Here is a 21,890-nt window from a genome sequence, read left to right on the forward strand (position 1 = left end):
GTCTGGGCCTCGGGAGGTGCTGCGGCGCTCCGTGCGTATGAAACTCCGAGATTTGGGGGCATGGCGCCCCCTGGGCTGCCCGTAGGGGTGCGGGCAGGGGTCGGGGTGGCTGATTTGATGGCGCGGCGGGTGGGCGCCGCATGGCGCCTCTCAGCCCCTCGACCCCAATCAACGTTTGATGAATACGCAGGTCAAAGCGCCAAAAGCGTTACACCTGCGGTATCATAGAGGCATGCCGACCCCGACCTGCGAGCACTGCCCCGCCCCGCTGCCGATCACGGCGCGGCGCCACGCGAGGTACTGCTCGACGCGCTGCCGCGTGGCGGCGCATCGCGCGCGGCGCCGCACGCTGCCGGACGAGCTCACGAGCCGGCCGCGTTGGGTACGGCGCACCGCGGCGAAGGTTCCGGTCACGGTCGACGGCGCCGCGGCGAGCAGCACCGACCCCGAGACGTGGTCGCGGTACAGCGACGCCGCGGCGAGCCGGGTCGGCGCCGGGTTCGGGTTCGTCCTCAACGGCGACGGGGTCGTGTGTCTCGACCTCGACCACTGCCTCTACGGCGACCGGGTCGCCCCGTGGGCGCAGCGCATCCTCGACGCCGCCGGCCCGACATGGGTCGAGCGGTCGGTGTCCGGCGACGGGCTGCACGTCTGGGGGTACGGCGAGCTGCCGCACGGCCGACGGGTGTCGGTCGGGACCGGGACGGTCGAGCTGTACGGCACGGGCCGATACATCGCGGTCACGGGCGACACGTGGGGCGACACGCCCCGCCGGCTCGGCGATCTGTCGGCCGTCATTCACGCGTTGCTGTAGCGCCGCCCGACACGGGCGCGCTGCGGCGCACCCGACACGGGAGGTACAGCCATGGCGCGACTGCGCATTGTCGAGCTGCCGGCGCAGCACAACGGCGACGAGATGACGACACCGTTCGTCGTTGTCCTCGACCAGATCGGGGAGTTCTCGCCGTTCAACTCGAGCGCCGGCGTCGAGAGCTTCGGCGCGACTGCCCGCGCTTGGGGTGCTCGGGGGGCGCTCGTCACGACGGACACGGTCGAGCTCGCCGACGAGCTGCCGGTCGCCGAGCCGTTCGATCTCGTCGCCGAGGGCGGTCACCGGTTCGTCGCCGTCCCGAAGCACGACGGCGCGCTGCGCTGCTCGGTCTGCGGGATCACCCGGGTCGACTGGGTGACCCGCCGGGACGTGCCGACGTGTGAGTCGGTGCTGCGTACGAAGGGGCTCGGCTGATGGCTGTCACGGGGCGCAAGCCGAAGGACGGACCGAAGCGCAACCGGGTCGCCGCGGTGCACGACTGGACGACGGTTGTCGACCAGCCGTACGACGGGCCGCGGCCGACGCTGCCGGAAGCTCGCCGGGTCGAGTGGACCGACCGCGAGCTCGGCCGGCAGTCGGACATGCAGCCGTTGCAGTCGATCACGGGGCAGTGGTGGGACAGGGTCGCTTCGATGCCGCACTGTGTGCTCTGGTCGGATGCTGATTGGCAGTACGCGGTGACGACGGCACTTGTCGCCGATGCGGTGTTCGCCGGCGACGTCCGGCTCGCGGGCGAGCTGCGGCAGCGCGAGCGGGTGCTCGGCACGACGCTCGACGCCCGGCGGGATCTCCGCATCCGGTATGTCCCGGCCGAGGACGGCGACCAGGACGACGAGCAGCCGGCCGCCCGGACCGCGGCCGCGGCTGCGGCTCGGCCCGTGACCCGGCTCGACGAGCGCCGGCGTCGGCTGACAGCCGATGCCCCGTGAGCTTGTACGCGCCCCGCAGCATGACCGGCAGCGCTCGCTAGGGTGGCTCGCCCTCGCGTGGAAGGAGCACTTCTGCGTTCATGGGCCCGGCGACATTCAGGGTCGGCCGCTCGACCCGGACGCGCCCGACGGCGTGCCCCTCGACGACGAGCTCGCCGCTCTCACGGTCGACGCTTACGCCCTCGACGGGTCCGGGCGCCGGCTGTACGACTCGGCGTTTTTCAGCCGGGCGAAGGGGCGCGACAAGTCGGGGACCGCCGGGCGGTTCGTGCTCTTCGAGGCGTTCGGCCCGTGCCGATGGGCTGGTTGGGCCGAGGGCGGCGAGGTCTACGAGTGGCGCGACTTCCGTTACGTCTATCAGCCGGGCGAACCGATGGGGCGCCCGGTCACCTATCCGTTCATTCGGTGTCTGGCGACCGAGGAGTCGCAGGCCGGCAACACGTACGACAACGTGTTGTTCAACCTCACCGATGGGCCGCTCGGCGAGGACTTGCCCGGGGACGCCGCGGGCGTGACCCGGATCATCCTTCCCGACGGCGGCGAGATCGTCCCGTCGACGGCGTCGAACGCAGCGAAGGACGGCGGTAAAGAGTCGTTCGTCGTGTTCGACGAGACTCACTTGTACGTGCTGCCCGAGCTGCGGCGCATGTACGACACGGTGCGCCGGAACCTGGGCAAGCGGAAGGATGCCGCGCCCTGGTCGCTCGAGACGTCGACCATGTACGCGCCCGGCGAGGGCAGCGTCGCCGAAGAGACACACACGTACGCGAAGCTCATCCGCGAGGGCAAGACGCGCACGGCCCGGCTGCTCTTCGATCACCGGTCCGGGCCCGAGGGCGTCGACCTCACGGACGAAGCCGCGGTGCGGGCAGCGCTCGCCGAGGCGTACGGCGACTTCGCCGCGGTGATGGATCTCGACCGACTCGTTAACGAGATCTTCGACCCGCGCAACTCGCCGAGCGACTCGCGCCGGTACTTCTTCAACCTCGCCGAGGCGGCCGCCGACGCGTGGCTCGCCGAGCCCGAGCTGATCGCCGTGAGCGACCTCAACAAGGTCGTGACCGACGGCGAGATGATCACGCTCGGGTTCGACGGGTCGAGGAAGCGCTCGCGCAAGGTCACCGACGCGACGGCGCTGATCGGCTGTCGCGTGAGCGACGGTCACCTCTTCGAGCTCGGGGTGTGGGAGCAGCCGGCCGGCGCCGCGGGTGAGAACTGGGAGGTACCGAAGGCCGAGGTGCTCGCCGCGGTCGAGAGCGCCTTCGAGCGGTTCGACGTCGTCGGGTTCTTCGCGGACCCGGCGAAGTGGCAGGAACACGTGACCGGTTGGGAAGCCCGATACGGGACACGGCTCAAGGTCAAGGCGAGCCGGCAGCACCCGGTCGAGTGGTGGATGACCGGCGGCCGCGCGATTCAGATCGTGCGGGCAACGCAGCGCCTACTCGACGCGATCCTCGAGCGCGAGATGACCTACGACGGGTCGTACGCACTGACCCGGCATTTCCTCAACGCCCGCCGACGCGAGGGGCGTACCGGAATCCAGATCATGAAAGAGAACCCCGACTCTCCCCGGAAGATCGACGCCGCGGTCGCCTCGATCTTGGCCTTCGAGGCGCGCTCGCAAGCGGTCGCGCAGGGGCTCGCCGAAGCGGCTGAGCCTATGGGCGGGTTCACGTTCTGACAGCCCGAGAGGGGGCGCCATGCTGAGTGACGAAGTCGAGTCCCCCGACTGGTGGCTGCTGCGGCTCGGCCGTCGCATGCGTGACCGGCAGCCCGACCTCGATTACTGGTGGGACTTGTTCAAGGGCCGGCACCGTCTGCCCGAGCTGCCAGCCAACGCGCGTGAGGCGTTCCGCGAGTTTCAGCGCAAGTCGCGGACCAACTTCCTGGGCACGGTGGCGAACGCCCCCGTGCACCGGCTGCGCGCCCTCGGGATCACCGACAGCGAGGGCAACCCGGACGATGACGCCGCCCGATGGTGGCAGCTCAACCGGCTCGACAGCCGGCAGAAACAGGTGTTCCGTACCGCACTGTCGCAGTCGGTCGGATACATGATCGTCGGGCCGCACCCGACCCGGACGGAAGACAACGACCGGCCGGCGCCACTCATCACCGCCGAGACGCCGAGCGAGTGCATCGTCGAGCACGACCCGGCGACGGGCGAGCGCCGCGCCGGGCTCAAGGCGTGGTACGACGACGTCGCACGGGTCGGCCGAGCCACTGTGTATCTGCCCGACCGGGTCGTGCGGTACGTGACGAAGCAGCGCGGGCCCGGCCGGCTGCCGTGGGGCCGGCAAGCATGGGAACGGGTCGAGGACGGCGAGCAAGAGCACGACCTCGGCGCGCTGCCGATGGTCGACTTCCCGTGTCGGCCCGACCTCGGCGAGGACCCTGAACCCGAATTCGCTGGCGTGATCGACATTCAGGATCGGCTCAACCTCGGCGTACTCAACCGGATGACCGCCGGGCGCTATGCCGCGTTCCGTCAGAAGTACGTCACGGGGCATAAGTTCCGGAAGCGTACCGACCCGATGACCGGGCTCGAGGTCGTCGAGCAGCCCTTCGTTCCGAGCCCGTCCGCGGTGTGGGCGAGCGAGGGCGAGAATGTCAAATTTGGGCAGCTCGACGCGACTGACCTCTCGGGGTTCCTCAAGGAACACGAAGCTGACATACGGAACCTGTTGCTGATCAGCAACACCCCCGCGTATTACTTCGCGACCGATCTGATCAACATCAGCGCCGACACCGTGCAGGCGCTCGACGTGCTGCACCTCGCGAAGGTGGGCGAGCACATGGCGCACTTCGGCGAGGCGCTCGAGGACGTCATGACGCTGTGCGCGCGGCAGGCAGGCGTCGAGCGTGACTTCACCGAGGCCGAAGTGCGTTGGGCCGACCCGCGGCAGCTCAACCCGGCGATCTTGGCCGACGCTGCGACGAAGAAGAAGGCGATCGGCTACCCGCTCGCCGTGCTCGCCGAGGACATGGGCGAGTCGCCGCAGCGGGTACGCAGGATCGCCGCCGGCGCCGCGGCCGACGCGCTGCTCGGCGCTTCGCTGCTGCCGCAGCAGCAGCCCGGCGCGGCCGCGGGCACCGGGACCGGCACGGGTGACGCCGCATGAGCGAGGCGACGCAAGCGGCGCTGTCGCAGCAGTACGACACGATCACGGGCCGGCTGCGCGAGCGGCTGCTCGCGTTCGTCCTCGAAGCGTTCGGCTCGCTCGGCAGCTACCGGGACGATGACGCCGCGGCGTTCGTCGAGCACGTGCTGCCGGTCGTCCTCGGCGCTCAGCAGCAGATCGGCGCGCTCACCGACGCCTACCTCGCGAGCGTCGTCGCCGACATGTTCGGCAGCGCGGCCGCGCCCGTGGGCGTGCAGCTCGACGAAGCGCTGCGCGGTACGCCGCCGGCCGAGGTGTACGCCCGGCCGTTCGTCACTGTGCGGGCCGCTCTCGGCGAGGGGCGCAGCATGAGCGAGGCGGTCGGGCTCGGTACCAAACGGCTGCGGTCGATCACCGACACCGACTTGCAGCTCGCCCGCACGCACGCCGCGCGGCAGACGATGCGGCGCAGCCGGGCGAAGTTCTTCCGGCGCCGGCTGTCGAGCTCGAAGAACTGCGCGTTGTGCGTCATCGCGAGCACACAGCGGTACCGGGTCGAGACGCTGATGCCGATTCACCCGGGCTGCCACTGCAAGCCCGAGCCGATCCCGGGCGACCGGGACCCCGGGCAGATCATCGACGAGCGGCTGCTCGAGGAGGCGCACGACGCGATCGCGCGTGATATCGGGCAGTCGGACCGCGGCGGCCGGGCGCCCGACTACCGCGAGGTCATCATCACCCGCGAGCACGGCGAGATCGGCCCGTTGTTGGCCGTGCGCCGGCATGAGTTCACCGGGCCGAAGGACGTCGGGCCGACCGACGTCACCGGCACGGACTGACGCGCCGGCACGGCGCACCACTCGCTCACCCACACCCGACACGGGAGACACCACCATGCGCACGCACACTCTGCCCCGTCATGCCCGTACCGGGCAGCTCGCCCTCGGCTGGCGGAAGGCTCGCCCGAGCTGCGGCGAGAACGCCGACGAGCTGTACCCGGTGTGGCCGATCCTCGGCGGCGCCCCGGACGACGGCGACCAGGACGACGACGGCGACCAGGACGACGACGACGGCGACTCATCCGACACGGACGACGACGGCGACGACTGGTCAGAGATCGTCAAGGGGTGGAAGACCGAGGGGCTCACACCGGGACAGATCAAGGCCCGGCTCGAGGCGTCGCGCAAGTGGGAGGACCGCGCGAAGAAGAACAAGGGCGCTGCGGACGAGCTCGCGAAGCTCAAGCGTGAAGGCATGAGTGACACCGAGGCAGCGGTCGCGGCGGCAAGGGCAGAGGAGCGCGTGAAGGGTGGCGAGCGCATCGCCCGCTCGGCGTTCCTCGCGGCGGCGAAGGGCCGGATCGCCGACCCGCAGGACGTCGTCGAAGAGATCAACTTGAAGAAGTACGTCGACGACGACGGCGAGGTCGACGACGACGCGATCGCCGCGCTCGTCGACAAGCTCGCCCCGAAGTCGTCCGGCACGGACGACGACCAGGACGACGACGGCGACGACGAGCGCGACACGCGCCGCGGCCGCCGAGGGTTCGACCAGGGCGCGCGCGGCGGCCGCTCGAAGAACAAGCGGCAGACCAGCGTCGCGGCCGGCCGTGATCTCTGGGCCGAACGGCACAAGAAGACCAACACCTGACACCGGGAGTCTCCCCGATGAATCTCACTACGACGACCGAGACCTTCGGTCAAGATGATCAGTCGTGGCTCAAGTCGGCGCATGGTACGGACAGCGCGCAGCCGATCACCCTCGACACCTCGGCGTTCGTCGCCGGGACGCACTACCCGAACGGCTACTTCCCGAGCGGGCTGCCCCTGGGGCGCATCACCGCGACGGGGCTGTACGGGCCCTACGACGGCGCCGCGAGCGACGGTCGAGAGACCCTCGCGGGGTTCCTCTTCACCGCCGTCTCGGCGCCGTCCGTCAACACGATCGATCCGCAGGGCGCGCTCTTGTGGCACGGCGCGGTGATCGAGGCCAAGCTGCCTCGGCCCGTCGACGCTGCCGGTAAGGGCGACGTCGCCGGGTTCGTCAAGTTCTTCTGAGAGGGGTGATCACCCATGCTGATCAATGCTGACTACATCACCCCCGCCGAGCTCACCGGCTACGTGCGAGCGGGTGCGGCCGACCTCGCGGCGAATCAGTTCACGCTCGCCCGGTGGCTGCCGAACAACGAGATCGACGATCTCGAGTACCGCTTCACGCGCGGCGGCGAGGGGCTGATCGAGGCCGCGACGTTCCGGTCGTACGACGCCGAGTCGCCGATCGCCGCGCGGCCGGGGATCGCTCGGGTCACGGGCGAGCTGCCGCCGATCTCGCGCAAGATTCGGCTCGGCGAGTACGACCGGCTGCGGCAGCGCCGGCTCGACGGGCAGGTGCGCAACGCGCTCATGCGCGACGCGATCCGCATGACGCGGTCGGTGTCGGCCCGTATGGAGCTCGCCCGCGGCGAAGCGCTGTACAAGGGCAAGCTCGAGCTCGCCGAGAACGGCGTGATCGCGACCGTCGACTTCGGTCGCAAGGGCTCGCACACGGTCGTTCCGTCGGTCGCGTGGACCGACCCGGCCGCCGAGATCCTCGCCGATCTGCTCGCGTGGAAGGCGGTGTACGTCGACAGCAACGGGCAGGCGCCCGGCGCGATCCTCACGAGCGAGCGGGTCGTCGCGCTGATGATGCGGAACGACGAGCTGCGCGCCCTGGTCTACGCCGGCGGCGTCTCGCAGCCTTCGGTGATCGCGATCTCTTCGATCAACGAAGCTCTTCGGGCGTACGGTCTGCCGCCCGTGCAGACGTACGAGGCTCGCGTGCGGGTCAACGGCGTGTCGACCCGGGTCATCCCCGACGACCGCGTGCTGATGCTGCCGGCATCCGGCGACGCGAACGACCCCGAGTCGACCGACCTCGGCGCGACGCTGTGGGGTACGACCGCCGAGTCGCTCGACAGTGATTTCGGGATCGAGGAAGGGGAAGAGCCGGGCATCGTCTCGGGCGTCTACGCGGAGAAGGACCCGCCGGCGCTGTGGACGAAGGCGGCCGCGATCGGTCTGCCGGTCCTCGCGAACCCCGATCTGACGTTCTGCGCCGACGTCGCCTGAGAGGGGTGATCGCATGAGCAGCGAGAAGCAACTCGTCGCGTACGTGCACGTGCGGGACGTCGGCGGCCGCACGGTCGCCTATGGGCCCGGCGAGGACGTACCGGCATGGGCCCGGAAGCAGATCACGAACCCGAAGGCGTGGGGCGAGGGCGAGGCGGCCGCGACTTCGTCGGCCGAGGCGCCCCCGCCCGCGGGCACGGGCGACGACCTCGAGGCGCCGCCACGTGCGGGCAAGGGCTCGGGCGTCGACGCGTGGCGAGCCTTCGCCGAGCGCAAGGGCGTCGACGTCGACCAGGACGCGACCCGCGAGCAGATCATCGCGGCGTGCGAGGCGGCCGGCGTCGTCGAGCGAGAGGAGTAGGGGGCATGGCGGCGTACGCGACCGTCGACGACTACGAAGCGCGCGCCGCCGTCTCCCTCGCCGGGGCGCGGCGTGCGCAGGTCGAGGCGTACCTCGCCGACGCGTCGGCGCTCATGCGCAAGCACATCCCGGCCGGGTTCACCCCCGACGCCGAGACGCTCGTCGCGATTTGCGTCGCTGTGGTGCGGCGCGTGATCGCCAATCCCGGCGGCCGCCGGCAACGGACGATCGGACAGTACAGCGAGACGCTCGGCGAAGACGGCGGTCTGTACCTCACCGACGACGAAGTCGACCAGTTGAAGCCCGAGACGCTCGAGGACCCGGGCGCCGACGCCGCGTACTCCCTCGAGCTGCGCGACGACGGGCTGCCGGGTTGGTCCCCGGGCCCGCCGGGTTGGGGACATGTCGGCTACGCGCGGCGGCCGCTGTGATCGCCGACGATCTGCTGATGCACCGGGTCGACGTCGAGCAGCCCGGCAGGAAGACCGACCGGTACGGCAACGACGTCGACGACTGGTCGGCGTCGACGCACACCGCGGTCGACGCATGGATGCAGCAGAACACGGGCGCCGAGGACACCGACGGCAGGAACGCGCAGATCGGCGAATGGCTCATGATCTGCAATCCGTTCGACGTCAACGGCGACCCGCTCACCATCCGGGGCGAGGCTCGCGTGCACTGGGACGGGCTCGACCTCGAGGTCGTCGGACCGCCGGGCCCTGCGTACGAGCCGGCCGAGCTGCATCACTACGAGATCAGGCTCAAGACCGTACAGGGGTGATCGACCATGGCCCGATCCTCTTTCCGGTACCGGCCCAACCGGGCCGGCATCGTCTCCTTCCTCAAGTCGCCCGAGACGTTCGCGCTGATCGGACGGAAGACCCGGGCGGCCGCGGACGCCGCGGCCGCAGCGAGCTCGGCCGATGGGCAGTTCCGGGTCGACGTCCAGACCGAGGACAAGCGCGTACGCGGCGCCGTGATCGGTGACTACTCGACCGGCGACCCCGAGGTGTCGCGCGAGGCGCTGCTGCGCGGTCTGGACGGGGCGAGGGGCGCCGACTGATGCCGGCGGCGATCGTCTTCCCGGACGCCGCCGAGATCGTCGCGACCTACCTTCGGGAAGCGCTCGCCGCCGCCGGGTTCCCGGTGCGCGTCGGCACCCGCGTGCCGAACCCGCGGCCGGACGAGTTCGTGCGGCTCAAGAGAATCGGCGGCGCCCGGCTCGACGTCGTCACCGACCGGCCGCGCCTCGACGTGCACTGCTGGGGAGCCGACGACGAGCGTGCGCACGATCTGACGCAGATCACTCGGGCGCTGCTGCTCGCAATCCCCGGTTGGCACGGCGCGGCCGCGTACGACGTCGCCGAGGTCGGCGGGCCCAACGAGCTGCCCGACCCCGAGACGTCCTCGCCTCGGCTCGCCTTCGCCGTCGAGGTGTCCCTGCGAGGCAAGCGCCTCGCCCCTGTCCCCTGATCTGCGGCTCACCCGCCCCTATCCGCACCCCCGGCCGCCCGGCGACCGGGGGTTCTCCATGGAGGAACCATGACCACACCACCGCCCCCGGTGTCCCTCGAGGACGGGCTGCACGCCGAGTACATCCGGAAGCAGTTGGTACAGGCCGTTTTCGCCGCGGACTACAGCGCCGCCGCGATCACCGCGCCGTTCAACTCGACCGACGGCGCGCTCGTCGCGATCCCGGCCGCCTACCAGCCGATCGGCTACACCACCGACGACGGGCTCACCTTCCCGAGCGATCTCTCGATGACCGACACGACGTCGTCGCAGTCGTCCGAGCCGACCCGGTCCGACGTCGAAAGCGACATTCTCTCGGCGTCCTTCGCGCCGCAGGAGACGAACGCCGCGACGGTCGCTCTGTACGAAGGGCTGCCCCTGTCGGGTACCGGCGCGCTGCCGGCCATGGGGACGGCGTGGCAGTGGGACCGCGCGGCGACGCCGAAGAACCCGTACCGGCGACTGCTGTTCATCGGACTCGACTACTCCGACGACGGCGGCGAGATCTACGTCGTCAAGTTCTTCCCGCGGGCCCGGCTCACGTCGAAGGACGACGAGCAATGGGCGCGCTCGACCGAGACTCAGCGCCCGGTCACCTTCAACGCGTTCCGCGACAGCGCGCTCAAGACGGCGTGCCGCAACTGGGTGGACGGGCCGGGCTGGCGCTCCCTGGCCACTCCGTAACACCCCTCCCTGATCGGGCGAGGGACGGCGGTTCTGGGTGAGCCCCTCCGTCCCTCGCCCTCGAAGGCTCACCCGCAGCTCACCCGAGAGAGGCACGATCATGAGCAAGCCCGGTAAGGCCCGGTACCGTCTGTCGGCTGTCAAGGCGTCGTACGAGGAAGCGGTCGGCGGTTCCGAGGTCGAGGTCGAGACGGACGACGGGAAGGTGTACACCTTCCCGCACCCGCTCTTCACCGACGACGACACCGCGAAGGCGATCGACGCCGCCGAGGGCGACGGGGCGAAGGCCCGTGTTTTGCTCGGCGACCAGTGGGACGCGTTCGTGAAGAGCGGCGGCGACGCGAACGGGCTCATGCTCGTCTACGTCGCCGCGCGGTCTGAGATGCAGGACACCCTCGGCAAGCACCGCCCTACGAAGAGGTAGGCAGCGACGTCGACGACGTCGAGGTCTACACCGTTCTTGACGTCCTCGGGGAGCACCCCGAGGCCGTCGAGGCGGATCTCATGCACCACTACCCCGGTTATGGACCGGGCGGGCCGCTCGCGGCGTTCTGGCAACGCCGTATCAGTCTGCGGCTGCTGCGGGTCATGGTCGAGCACCTGCCGCCGAGCGGGGCGACGGCGCGCGCCTACAACTCGCACGCGTGGCAGCCGCTTGACTTCGCTGCGGCCGACACGCGCGATCTGCTGAACCTGTTGCTGACCGCGTTCGTCAACGCGCACCGCGACCCGAAGAAGCCGGCCGTTCCGTGGCCCGAGCCGGGTTGGCGGCCGGGCGATCCGACGCCCGAAGAGTCGGCGGCGAAGAGCGAAGAGCAGCAGGCACGAGCTCGAGCTGCGTATCAGCACATCCTCGCCCGCGCGAAGGGGGAATGACTCATGCCGGTCGAGGTCGGCGTCGGCTACGTGTCGATCGTCCCCGAGGCGCGCAACTTCGGGCGGCTGCTCGATCAGCAGATCAGCGGGGACACTCAGCGCGTCGGCACCACCGCGGGGCAGGATGCCGGCCGCGGGTTCCTCGGCGGTATCGGCGGCGTCCTGAAAGCGGGCGTCGTCGGTGTCGCCGCGACTGCCGGCGCGCTCTTCGCCGCGGGGTTCGCCGAGGCGGTCGAGCAGGACAAGAGCAATGCGAAGTTGGGCGCGCAGCTCGGGCTCACAGAGAAGGAATCCGCGGCCGCCGGCAAGCTCGCGGGCAAGGTCTACTCGGCCGGCTACGGCGAGTCGATCGATCAGGTAAATCAGTCGCTTCGGTCGCTCGCGCAGAACGGCGTCGCGGCGATCAACGCCCCACGTAAGGAACTTGCCGGGCTGTCGAAGTCGGCGCTCAACCTGGCCGAGACGTTCGACGTCGACGTCGCCGACTCGGCCAAGGCTGCCGGGCAGCTCATGCGTACCGGCATGGTGAAGGACGCCCGCGAAGCGTTCGACTTGATCACGAAGGGTTTCCAGGGCGGCGCCGACAAAGCCGGCGACTACATCGACACCCTGAACGAGTACAGCACCCAATGGCGCGACCTCGGTTTGACCGGCGCGCAAGCGGTCGGGCTGATCACTCAGGGAATCGCGGCGGGCGCCCGTGATGCCGACATTGTCGCCGACAGCCTCAAAGAGTTCGCGATCCGGGCGAAGGACGGGAGCGACACCACAAAGCAAGGGTTCGACGCCCTCGGGCTCAGCGCCGACAAGATGGCGGCGACGTTCTCGAAGGGCGGTCCGGGCGCAGCGAAGGCGCTCGACACCGTGCTCGACCGGCTGCGGGCGATCGAGGACCCGGTGAAGCGGTCGCAAACGGCCGTGCTGCTCTTCGGTACTCAGGCCGAGGACTTGCAACAGAGCCTCTACAGCCTCGACCCGAGCAAGGCCGAAGCGTCCCTCGGCAAGGTCGGCGGCGCGGCCGACAAGATGGGTAAGTCGCTGCACAGCACGGCGACGAATCAGATCGAAGTCTTCAAGCGGCGGGCGTTGCAGGGGCTCGCCAACTTCGCAGACAAGTACGCGCTTCCGGCGCTGTCGAGGTTCGGCTCGTTCCTCAACTCGCACGTACTGCCGCCCGCGCAGCGGGTCGGCGGCGCGGTCGCTGACGTCCTGGTGCCCGCGGTCAAGGGCGTCGGCGACGCCTTCGCCGGCGGCGTGCGCTGGGTGCAGGAGTACGGGGCATGGCTGGTGCCGCTCGGCGTCGCGATCGGCGGCGTCGCGGTCGTTGCTGGCGCCTCAACGATCGCCACATGGGGCATGACCGCGGCTTTCTCGATCTATCGCGGCGTGATCCTCGCGGCGACCGCGGTTACCCGCGGGTGGGCAGTGGCGCAGGGCGTGCTCAACGCGGTCATGTCCGCGAACCCGGTCGGTCTGATCGTCGTCGGGATCATGGCGCTCGTCGCGGCCGCCGTCGTCGCCTATAACAAGGTCTCTTGGTTCCGGGCCGGCGTACAGGCGACATGGGCCGGGATCAAAGCCGGTTGGGATGTGCTGTGGAATTCGGCGCTCAAGCCGGGACTCGGCTACCTGATGACCGGTCTACAGGCGGTCGGCTCGGCGGCGTCGTGGTTGTGGTCGACCGTGCTGTCGCCCGTGTTCTCGGCGATCGGCACGGCGGCGAAGGTGCTCGCCGCGATCGTCGCCGTCGTTCTGATCACGCCGCTCGTCCTCGGGTTCCGCGTGCTGGGTGCGGTCGGCGGGTGGCTATGGAACACGGCGCTGTCGCCCGTGTTCAGTGCGATCGGTGCGGGTGCCTCATGGCTGTACCGGTCGGCGATTCAGCCGGCGGTGTCCGGTGGCACGGCGGCGTTCCGTGCGCTGGGCGCGGCGGGGACGTGGCTGTACCGGTCGGCGATTCAGCCGGCGGTGCGGGGTATCGGCGCGGCGGCGTCGTGGCTGTACAACAACGCGATCCGTCCGAACATCGAGCTTGGGAAGGCTGCATTTCGCGGGCTCGGCGCGGCCGGTACGTGGCTGTACCGGTCGGCGATTCAGCCGGCCGTTTCGGGGATCGGTTCTGCGGCGTCGTGGCTGTATGAGAAGGGGATCAAACCCCCGATCGACGCCGGAAAGAAGGCGATCGGGCTCTTCGCCGGTGCCTTCGACACGGCGCAGAAAGCCATCGGGACAGCGTTCGGCAAGGTACGGGAGGCCACTCGCAAGCCCGTCGCTTTCGTGGTGAATCAGGTATATACGCAAGGGATCAAAAAGGTCTGGGATGGTGTGGCGGGGTTTGTCGGGCTCGACAAGCTGCCCGCGGCGAAGTTCCGCGACGGCGGCCGCACCCGCGGCGGCGTCCCCGGTAAGGACAGCATTCCGGCGCTGATGATGGCCGATGAGTACGTGATCAAGCGCTCGTCGGCCCGGAAGATCGGGTTCGATACGCTCGCGTACATCAACCAGCGTGGCGAGCTGCCGCCCGTGCAGCGGTTCGCCGACGGCGGGATCGTCGGCGACGTCGCCGGTTGGCTCGGCGATAAGACGAAGAAGATCGGCTCGACCGTCATGGACGGTGTCGACTTCCTCGCCAACCCGGGCCGGCTCTGGGATAAGGCGACGAAGTTCGTCCGCAACAAGATCGCGGCGATCGGTCAATCGAAGTACGCCCAACTGATCGGGAAGGTCCCGATCAAGATGCTGTCGAGCCTGAAAGACAAGGTCGTCGACACAGCGAAGGGCGCCTTCGGCGGCTCGTCGGCCGATATCGGCGGCTCGGGCGTCAAGCGCTGGTCGTCGGTCGTACTCCAGGCGCTCAAGATGGTCGGGCAGCCGGCGTCTCTGCTCGCGACCGTGCTGCGGCGCATGAACCAGGAAAGCGGAGGAAACCCCCACGCAATCAACAATTGGGATATCAACGCGAAGAACGGGACGCCGTCGAAGGGCCTGATGCAGGTCATCGATCCGACGTTCAACGCGTACGCCGGCGCCATGCGCAGCCGCGGCGTATGGGACCCGCTCGCCAACATCTACGCCTCTATGCGCTATGCATTGGCGAGGTACGGCTCGCTCGCCTCGGCCTACAACCGGCCCGGCGGGTACGCGAGCGGCGGCCGCCCTCGAGCCGGGGAACTGGCCTGGGTAGGCGAGGAGGGGCCCGAGCTCGTCCGTTTCGGGTCGGGTAACTCCACGGTCTACGACCACCGAACCTCGCTCGGCATGGCGGCCGGGCTCATGGCGAGGGGTTTCGCGAAGGGCACTTCGGGCGCGGCTGCGAAGGCGCGCAAGGAAGTACCGGGCGACCTGCGGTCGTTCACGAAGTCGCTCACCGGCTCGGCGTCTCAGATCGCGTCGGCGTCGAAGGCGCTCGCCGACGACCTGCGCAAGACCGGCAAAGCCGGCCGGGCGCTCGCCGATCAAGTGGGCAAGACGTCGACGAAGTTGCAGAGCCTCGCGAAGCAGCGCGACGCGATCTCGTCGAAGCTCGAGACGGCGAAGCAAGCGGCAACCGACCAGAAGAAGAGCTCCGCGGACTACCTCGGGTTGTCGAGCCTCGGCGACGTCACGTCGGTCGGCGGTCTGATCGCCGGTATGCAGTCGCGGCAGCAGTCGCTCAAGAGCTTCGAGGCTCAAATCAAGATGGCGCAGAAGAAGGGAGTTTCGCAGAGCCTCATACAGCAACTCGTCGCGGCCGGCCCCGACAGTAACCTCGCGAGGCTCGTCTCGGGCGCAACGGCAGGCGACGTAAAGCAGCTCAACGCCCTCGCGGCGAGCGGCGCCAAGTTGTCGACGAGCTACGGCAATTTCATGGCCGACGCGATGTACGACAGCGGGAAAGCAGCCGGTGCGGGATTCCTTACCGGGCTCAAGGCGCAGGAAAAAGAGCTGCAAAAGCAGATGAAGAAACTCGGCGACACGATCGTCGACGCGATCGAGGACCGGCTCGATATCCATTCGCCGAGCCGCGAGACCGAGCGGATCGGCAGGCAGCTCGGCGCGGGTGTGGTCGTCGGCACCGACAAGAGCCTCGCCGCGGTGCGGGCGAGCGCGGTACGGCTCGCGACGGCGGCGCTCCCGCAGGTCGTGCCGGTCGCGTCGACGCCGGCGCCGGCGGCCGGGCTCGAGCAGGGGCAGCAACTCGCCCTTGTCCTCGCAGACGGGACGCAGCTCGACGCCTATGTCGACACCCGAGTCGACGCCGGCATGACCAGTGCCCGCAGCCGCAGCCGGGCCGGCGTGAAACGGAGGTAACCCAATGCCGATGATCGTCGACCCGAGCGCGCCGCAGGTGCAGCAGCCGGCGCGCATCGTCTCGCCCGATGGATGGTTCGCCGCGGTAGTCGATCCGCTGTGGGCGGGCGTCGTGCTGTCGCTGGACTACAGCGCCGGCACGCCGCTCGCCAACGCGGCCGACGTGATGCGGGTCCGGATCAGCCGGCAGGACCCGGGCGCGGCCGCACCGGTCACCGTGCGCAGCGGCGACACGGCATGGGCGGTCGAGGGCGTCGGCACGGCGTACGACCACGAAGCGCCCCTCGGCGTCGGGGTCGTCTACACCGCAACCCCGATCTATGCGGACGGCAGCACCGGCCCGTCGTCGAGCCTCGCGGTCACCGTGCCGGCGCCCGAGCCGGGCGACGAGCGCGACCTATGGATCAAGTCGGTCGACGAGCCGGGCTTGTCCCTGCGGGTCATGGTCGTCGACTGGTCGGGCGGGACAGCGGCCGGCCGGCAGGACACGGCCGAGGTCGCCGGGTCGCCGTACGTCGCGGTCGCCTACGACGAGCACGCGGCCGAGTCGGTGCAGATCGTCGTCGACGTGCCCCCCGAGGACGTCGACCGCATGCGCGAGTTGCTGCGCTCGGGCGTGCTGCTCGCGCAGACCCGGCCGGCGTACCTCTTCGCGGACAGCTATCACGTGCCCGGCGATCTCACCGGGCCGACGCCGACCGGGAAGCTCGGCAGCAGCGAGGGTTACCGGTTCGGCTGGACGATCACCCCGGTCGCCCGGCCGGACGCCGCCGGGCAGCCGATGCGGCTGCCGGGTTGGTCGTGGGACACGGTCGCCGACCGCTTCGCGACATGGGACGCAGTCGCCGCTTCCTACTCGTCGTGGGCGTCGCTGTCGACGAACGGTGTCACCTGATGCTGCCGCTCACCGACGCCGCGCAGCGCGCGCTCACGGGCGCCTCGCGGCGGCCGCGCCGTGCCGAGTGGTCGCTCGACGGCGGCCGCACGTGGGTACCGGCGAAGGTCGGCGACAGCGAGGTACGGGCCGACCGCAACGCCGAGTGTCGCTACAGCGGGTCGGCAGAGTTGATCGGCGTCCCCCGGGGCCGGACCGGGATCAACTCGGCGACCGCCCGGGTCCGGCTCTGGCAGGGCATCGCAGGCCCGCGCATGGACCCGGTATGGGTGCCGGCAGGGGTGTACGTCGTCGACGGCGTCGAGCGAACCTTGTTCGGCGCCTCGGTCGATCTGCTCGGCCTCGAGGACGTGATCAGAGGGGCGAAGTTCCCGACGGCGCGCACGATCCCCGCGGACACCGCGGGGGCGATCGTGCCGACGCTCGTCGGCGAGGCGCTGCCCGGTCTGCCGGTCGCGTGGCGGCCGGGCGTCGACGCCGGCACCCCCGTGCCGCAGTTCGTCGTCGAAGAGGACCGGTGGCAGGCGCTCAGCTCGGGCACCGACGCCTCGGGCAACGCGACCGGGATCGCCGCGGCGATCGGCGGCGAGTTCTTCGTCGACGCCCGCGGCATCCCGACCATGGCGCCGGTCCCCGCCCTCGACGACCCGGTCGTGTGGCGCATCCCGTACGGCGTTGCTCTGGTCAAGCCGGCCGAAAAGGAAACGGCCGAGGGGCTCGTGAACTTGTGGGTGATCTCGGGCGACGCCGGCGACGGCGCGGCCGCGGTCGGCCCGGTGTTCGTGTGGGACGACGACCCGACGAGTCTGACGTACGCCGGGCCCGACCCGATCGACGATCCCCTCGCCCCGCAGCGCCTCGGGTTGACCGGGGTCCGGCTGCGCGTCGCCCGATACTCGTCGGCACTGATCACCTCGGCGGCTCAGGCTGTCGCCGTCGGCCGGGCCCGGCTCGCCGACTCGCTCGGCGTGCAGCAGACCCTCACATTTTCGTCGGTCTGTCACCCCGGGCTCGAGCCGGGGGACGTCGTCGAGGTCGAGGTGCGGCCGGGCGAGTGGCAGACGCACGTGATCGATTCCCTGTCGTACAGCCTCGGCGGCGCCTCGATGAGCTGCACGACCCGCACCACTTCCGGGAGGCTCCGTGACCAGTGAGGCAGCGCGCGCTCTCGGCGAAGATCTCGCCCTCGCGAAGTCGGCGACGACCGGCTCGGGCACCGTGTCGGCCGAGGTCGTCGACATCACCGATACGGGCGTGAATCTCTCAGTCGGCGGGGCGCTGCTGATCAACGTGCAGTGTTCCGACGCCTACCGCAACCGGAAGGCAGGCGACTGGGTAGCGGTCAAGCTCGGCGCAAAGCCCGTCGTGATGTGGCGGCTCGGCGCCGACCCGGGCCCGCTCGACGAGAACACGATCAAGTCGCTCGCGAAAGAGGTCTCGCTCGACGAGCAAGTCGTGCGCGCAGCGACATGGGGCACGACGGCGCCGAGCGGTACAGGCTGGCAGGCGGCGACGACCCCGTACGTCCGGAAGAACGCCGAGGGCAAGGTCGAGCTGTACTTCCAGCTCGCCGCGCAGTCGGACGACAGCCCGACCGCCCCGCCGGACCGGGCGCCGAAGCCCGTGACGATCTCCCCGACCGACACGGGGACATGGCGCGGCGGCCGCCCCGACGATTACGCGTCGTACCCGACGCAAGGTGACTGGACGGGCAGGGGGAACCGCCGCGGCGGGTTCTTCTACGGCACGAAGATCGCGAGCGCGTGCGCCGGCAAGACAGTCTCGAAGATGACGGTCAAGTTCACCCGCCGCACCGGCTCGGGCGTCAACGCAAAGCGCCCCTTGCACCTCTACTTGCACAACTACAGCGCGCCCCCGTCGGGGCAGCTCAGCCTCGCGGACGGGCCCGACGAGTTGCTCTCTCTGTCGGCCGGCGCGACCGGCACGGCGACGCTGCCGGCGTCGTGGCGCTCGCAGCTCGCTTCGGGGGCAGCGAGGGGGCTCGCGATCTACGCGAGCGGCAGCCGCGACTACCTGTCTCTTTCGGGCGGCTCCATCACCATCACGTTCAGCTAGGGGGCCCTATGGCTACCGTCGGATACGCGCAACTCCCGATCCCGGGGGGAGGTGATGCCCCGGTCGGGCCCGGCGCCCTCGCCGAGTTCGGGCTCGCGGTCGACCCGCATCTCGTGCAGCACGTCGTCGACCAGGCCGAGCGCGACTCGCAGTACGCGGCCGCGCCGCTGCACACGCTCGTCTCTGCCGAGAACGGTTCGCTGTGGCTCAAGACGAGCGCGACGTCGAACACGTGGGCAACGATCTACGCGCCGTTGCAGCCGTGGCGGCCGATCACTCTCGCCGCCGGGTTCGCGGCCGGGCAGACGTCGCCTGAAGTACGCATCGACCGCGGGCAAGTCTTCCTGCGCGGTCGGGTCGAGAAGAGCGACGAGACGACCATCGGGCTCAGCGGCGTAAAGCTCGGCACGGTGCCCGACGACTGCATACCCGAGCAGCTCTCGAGCTGGGCCGGCGGGCAGTCGATCGCGGGCGACCCCTCGACCGCGGTCGGCCGCATGGAGTGTTTCTCAGCCGACCAGGACTCGAACGCCCTCGGCGGGCGCGGCTCGCTCGTCTGGTATTCGCAGGACGGCACCGGCACTTCGTGGGTCGACATATCCGGCTCGTACTGGCTCGACTGAGAGGGGGCACCGCGTGCTCTACACCTTCGGCGGCAGCCCCGCCGACGTCCTGATGACCGAAACCGGCGACGTCGTCCCCGACTACCCCCTGATCATCCGGCGGGCGGGGACCGGCGAGCGGGTCACCGCTCTGTACGAAGCGAACGGCGTCACCCCGATTGGCGAGCTGCGCACGAACGGGGCATCGCACCCGCAGCCGGGCGCAGTCCGCACGTTCAAAGCCGACGACGTGACGGCGATCGAATACGAGTACCTCGACGCGAACGGGCAGCCGGTGCGCTGGTATCAGCCTGCCCGCGAGCTCGCAGCCGACGCCGCGGCGAAGGCGAACGCAGCACTGCCCGCAGCCGGCGGCACCATGACCGGCACCCTTACCCACCACACCGCGAGCGACACGGCGATAGCCGAGGCGTCGCTCGTCGGCGCCGAGGCGTTCGACCGGTACCGCCGGCTCGCGAACGGCGAACAGCAGTGGGGATCGGGCACGGCCGGGCGCGACGTCCGGCTGTACCGCAGCGGCGCGAAGGCCATGACGCTGACAGCCGCTCTCTACCCCGACGCGGTGTCGCTCGCCGGCAGCCGCGTGTTCAACGTGATCGGCGCGATCGGCGACGGCGTCGCCGACGACCGGGCAGTGATTCAAGCGCAGCTCGACGCCGCGCGGGACGCCGGCGGGGGCATCGTCGTTCTGCCGCCCGGCCGCACGTACGGGGTCGGGACGTTCCTGGTCGTCTACGACCGGACAGTGATCGTCGCGTACGGGGCGACGATCCGGGCGATCGGCAACTCGGGCATCTTGCGCAACTTCCTCGGCAGCGAGACGTTCGCCGGCTACTCCGGCCACTCGGGTATCACGATCCTGGGCGGTGTGTGGGACGGCAACGCGGCCGACGGCGTTGTCGGGACCGTCACCGGCATGACGAACGTACTCGGGTTCGTTCACTGCACGGACGTCACCGTGCGAGACGCGATCATTCGCAACACGTCGTCGGCGCATGCCCTCGAGTTCAACTCGACAGACGGCGCCCGAGTGATCAACTGCCGTTTCGAGGGGTTCCGCGACAACTCGGGCAACGGCTCACGGCAGTTCGCCGAGGCGGTGCAGATCGACCTCGCGAAGAGCGGCTCGAGCTCGATCGGGCAGTTCGACAACACCCCGAGCCGCAACGTCACCGTGCACGGCTGCTACTTCGGCCCGTCCTCGAGGCTCGGGCCGCCCGGCCGCGCGGTCGGCTCGCACACGGTCGCCGACGGGGTGTACTACGACAACATCACCGTGACCGGCTGCCGGATCGACGGCGCGCTGCAAGAGGGTATCCACGGGTACGGCTGGCGGCGCGCGGTCGTCGCCGACAACGTGATCACCGGTACCGGTCTGGCCGCGGTGAAGTTCACCGTGCCGGACCCGGCGAGCGCCGGCTACGCGCTCACCCCGCACTCGATCGACGTGCACGGCAACGTGATCGAGTCGAACGCGGCCGAGGCCGCGGTGCAGGTGATCGGGTTCGCGACCGCCCTGTACCGGGGTGTTGCCATCGTCGGCAACACCTCGCGCAGCTCGGGCTCGGTCGGGTTCCGTGCCGACTACTGCAACGGGCCGATCCTGTCCGACAACATCGTCGACAGCTCGAGCAGCACGGGCGTGTTCGCTCAGTTCGGCACTGACCCCGTCATGTCGGGCAACAGTGTCCGCAACGCCGGCAGCAACGCTCTCAACGTGACCGGCTGCGTCGGCGGCGCCGTCGTCGGCAACGTCGTCAACGGCACGACAGCCAACTTCGGCGTTTTCGTGGGGCAAGCCGGCGACGGGACGTCGGCGACTGACGTGCTCGTGTCCGGCAACGCGATCACGGCGCCGGCGTCGGCAGGTATCCGGCTGTCGACCGGCGCCGCCCGCTGCTTGGTCGTCGGCAACCGGGTCCGGAAGGGTGCCGGTGCGGCGACCTCGGCGCTCAGCATGGCGGCGTCGGCGACCGGCTGCTCGGTGCTGCACAACGACTTTTCCGGCAACGGCTGGTCGACGTCGGCCGCTATGTCGGTGTCGACCGCGGCGCCGATCACGTCACCGGCAGGCGGGTCCGGGCTGCCCGGGTCGAACATCGTGTTGCAGCTCAACGCGCCGAGCTCGGCGACCGCGGCGAACACGACCGCCGAGACGGTCATCGCTTCGGGCACGATCCCCGGCGGCGACGCGGTCGCGGGTTCCGCGTACCGGCTCGTCGCGCACGGCGTCGCCTCGACGACCGGCACGCCCACGCTGACCCTGCGGGTCCGGCTCGGCGGCGTGTCCGGCCCGGTGATCGCGCAGTACGCCGCGGTCACCACAGCATCCGCGATCAGTAACCGCGGGTGGCGCGTCGAGGGGTCGGTGCACTGCATCAGCACGGGCTCGTCGGGCACATGGGCCGGCGGCGGCGCCCTCTATCACCATCTCGCGAGCACGACCGGCGCGGCGCAGCACGAGCTCACCGACGCTCCGATCACGCGCGACTCGACGGTCGATCAGCTGCTCGTCATCACGGCGCAGTGGTCGGTCGCCTCGGCCTCGAACACGGTCGCCGCGACCGCGGTACAGGTGCAGCGCGCAGCCTGACGCCGACTCACCTT

Annotated in this window: 23 protein-coding genes; all 23 read left to right on the forward strand. The window is 70.1% G+C overall.

Annotated elements, in window-relative coordinates; genetic code table 11:
• Window positions 1–232 precede the first annotated feature (232 nt).
• On the forward strand, window positions 233–814 hold the full coding sequence (locus CA983_RS14100; protein ID WP_086601233.1) for a bifunctional DNA primase/polymerase: 582 nt from the start codon (window positions 233–235) through the stop codon (window positions 812–814).
• A 51-nt stretch (window positions 815–865) separates the two neighbouring features.
• Window positions 866–1,246, forward strand: a complete 381-nt coding sequence (locus tag CA983_RS14105; RefSeq protein ID WP_086601234.1) for a hypothetical protein — start codon at window positions 866–868, stop codon at window positions 1,244–1,246.
• Window positions 1,246–1,761: a phage terminase small subunit gene (locus CA983_RS14110; RefSeq protein ID WP_086601235.1), complete on the forward strand. Its 516-nt coding sequence runs from the start codon at window positions 1,246–1,248 to the stop codon at window positions 1,759–1,761. The genes CA983_RS14105 and CA983_RS14110 overlap by 1 nt, the downstream gene beginning before the upstream one ends.
• Window positions 1,751–3,442, forward strand: coding sequence for a Terminase (locus CA983_RS14115; protein ID WP_086601236.1), 1,692 nt, complete (start codon window positions 1,751–1,753; stop codon window positions 3,440–3,442). Before CA983_RS14110 ends, CA983_RS14115 begins: the two co-directional genes overlap by 11 nt.
• A gap of 19 nt (window positions 3,443–3,461) precedes the next feature.
• On the forward strand, window positions 3,462–4,880 hold the full coding sequence (locus CA983_RS14120) for a phage portal protein (RefSeq protein ID WP_086601237.1): 1,419 nt from the start codon (window positions 3,462–3,464) through the stop codon (window positions 4,878–4,880).
• On the forward strand, window positions 4,877–5,698 hold the full coding sequence (locus CA983_RS14125; RefSeq protein ID WP_086601238.1) for a hypothetical protein: 822 nt from the start codon (window positions 4,877–4,879) through the stop codon (window positions 5,696–5,698). Before CA983_RS14120 ends, CA983_RS14125 begins: the two co-directional genes overlap by 4 nt.
• Window positions 5,699–5,753: 55 nt before the next feature.
• Window positions 5,754–6,509 (forward strand): hypothetical protein, encoded by a 756-nt coding sequence (locus tag CA983_RS14130; protein ID WP_086601239.1) that lies wholly within the window; start codon window positions 5,754–5,756, stop codon window positions 6,507–6,509.
• Between the two features lie 17 nt (window positions 6,510–6,526).
• Complete coding sequence (locus tag CA983_RS14135) at window positions 6,527–6,916, forward strand: head decoration protein (RefSeq protein ID WP_086601240.1); 390 nt, start codon at window positions 6,527–6,529, stop codon at window positions 6,914–6,916.
• A 15-nt stretch (window positions 6,917–6,931) separates the two neighbouring features.
• Window positions 6,932–7,966, forward strand: coding sequence for a major capsid protein (locus CA983_RS14140; RefSeq protein ID WP_086601241.1), 1,035 nt, complete (start codon window positions 6,932–6,934; stop codon window positions 7,964–7,966).
• Between the two features lie 13 nt (window positions 7,967–7,979).
• Entirely contained in the window at window positions 7,980–8,327 is a 348-nt protein-coding gene (locus CA983_RS14145; protein ID WP_086601242.1) for a hypothetical protein, read from the forward strand.
• Between the two features lie 5 nt (window positions 8,328–8,332).
• Window positions 8,333–8,758: a hypothetical protein gene (locus CA983_RS14150; protein ID WP_086601243.1), complete on the forward strand. Its 426-nt coding sequence runs from the start codon at window positions 8,333–8,335 to the stop codon at window positions 8,756–8,758.
• Window positions 8,755–9,108 (forward strand): hypothetical protein, encoded by a 354-nt coding sequence (locus CA983_RS14155; RefSeq protein ID WP_086601244.1) that lies wholly within the window; start codon window positions 8,755–8,757, stop codon window positions 9,106–9,108. Before CA983_RS14150 ends, CA983_RS14155 begins: the two co-directional genes overlap by 4 nt.
• A 6-nt stretch (window positions 9,109–9,114) precedes the next feature.
• The gene (locus tag CA983_RS14160; RefSeq protein WP_086601245.1) at window positions 9,115–9,390 is read left to right on the forward strand and encodes a hypothetical protein; all 276 of its coding nucleotides are present in this window, start codon (window positions 9,115–9,117) and stop codon (window positions 9,388–9,390) included.
• Window positions 9,390–9,800, forward strand: a complete 411-nt coding sequence (locus CA983_RS14165) for a hypothetical protein (protein WP_086601246.1) — start codon at window positions 9,390–9,392, stop codon at window positions 9,798–9,800. Before CA983_RS14160 ends, CA983_RS14165 begins: the two co-directional genes overlap by 1 nt.
• Window positions 9,801–9,869: 69 nt before the next feature.
• Window positions 9,870–10,523 carry a phage tail tube protein gene (locus CA983_RS14170; protein WP_086601247.1) on the forward strand — a complete coding sequence of 218 codons (654 nt, stop codon included), beginning with the start codon at window positions 9,870–9,872 and terminating at the stop codon, window positions 10,521–10,523.
• Window positions 10,524–10,623: 100 nt separating this feature from the next.
• The gene (locus CA983_RS14175) at window positions 10,624–10,947 is read left to right on the forward strand and encodes a hypothetical protein (RefSeq protein ID WP_086601248.1); all 324 of its coding nucleotides are present in this window, start codon (window positions 10,624–10,626) and stop codon (window positions 10,945–10,947) included.
• Window positions 10,948–11,027: 80 nt separating this feature from the next.
• Window positions 11,028–11,399: a hypothetical protein gene (locus CA983_RS14180; protein ID WP_086601249.1), complete on the forward strand. Its 372-nt coding sequence runs from the start codon at window positions 11,028–11,030 to the stop codon at window positions 11,397–11,399.
• A gap of 3 nt (window positions 11,400–11,402) precedes the next feature.
• Window positions 11,403–15,689, forward strand: a complete 4,287-nt coding sequence (locus tag CA983_RS14185) for a phage tail tape measure protein (RefSeq protein WP_086601250.1) — start codon at window positions 11,403–11,405, stop codon at window positions 15,687–15,689.
• Between the two features lie 4 nt (window positions 15,690–15,693).
• The gene (locus tag CA983_RS14190; RefSeq protein ID WP_086601251.1) at window positions 15,694–16,584 is read left to right on the forward strand and encodes a hypothetical protein; all 891 of its coding nucleotides are present in this window, start codon (window positions 15,694–15,696) and stop codon (window positions 16,582–16,584) included.
• Complete coding sequence (locus CA983_RS14195; RefSeq protein WP_244206879.1) at window positions 16,551–17,738, forward strand: phage tail protein; 1,188 nt, start codon at window positions 16,551–16,553, stop codon at window positions 17,736–17,738. The genes CA983_RS14190 and CA983_RS14195 overlap by 34 nt, the downstream gene beginning before the upstream one ends.
• The gene (locus CA983_RS14200; protein ID WP_086601253.1) at window positions 17,728–18,660 is read left to right on the forward strand and encodes a hypothetical protein; all 933 of its coding nucleotides are present in this window, start codon (window positions 17,728–17,730) and stop codon (window positions 18,658–18,660) included. Before CA983_RS14195 ends, CA983_RS14200 begins: the two co-directional genes overlap by 11 nt.
• Window positions 18,661–18,668: 8 nt before the next feature.
• Entirely contained in the window at window positions 18,669–19,283 is a 615-nt protein-coding gene (locus CA983_RS14205; protein ID WP_086601254.1) for a hypothetical protein, read from the forward strand.
• Between the two features lie 13 nt (window positions 19,284–19,296).
• The gene (locus tag CA983_RS14210) at window positions 19,297–21,876 is read left to right on the forward strand and encodes a right-handed parallel beta-helix repeat-containing protein (RefSeq protein ID WP_086601255.1); all 2,580 of its coding nucleotides are present in this window, start codon (window positions 19,297–19,299) and stop codon (window positions 21,874–21,876) included.
• Window positions 21,877–21,890 lie beyond the last annotated feature (14 nt).

Source organism: Streptomyces swartbergensis, assembly GCF_002148965.1.
Taxonomy (GTDB): domain Bacteria; phylum Actinomycetota; class Actinomycetes; order Streptomycetales; family Streptomycetaceae; genus Streptomyces; species Streptomyces swartbergensis.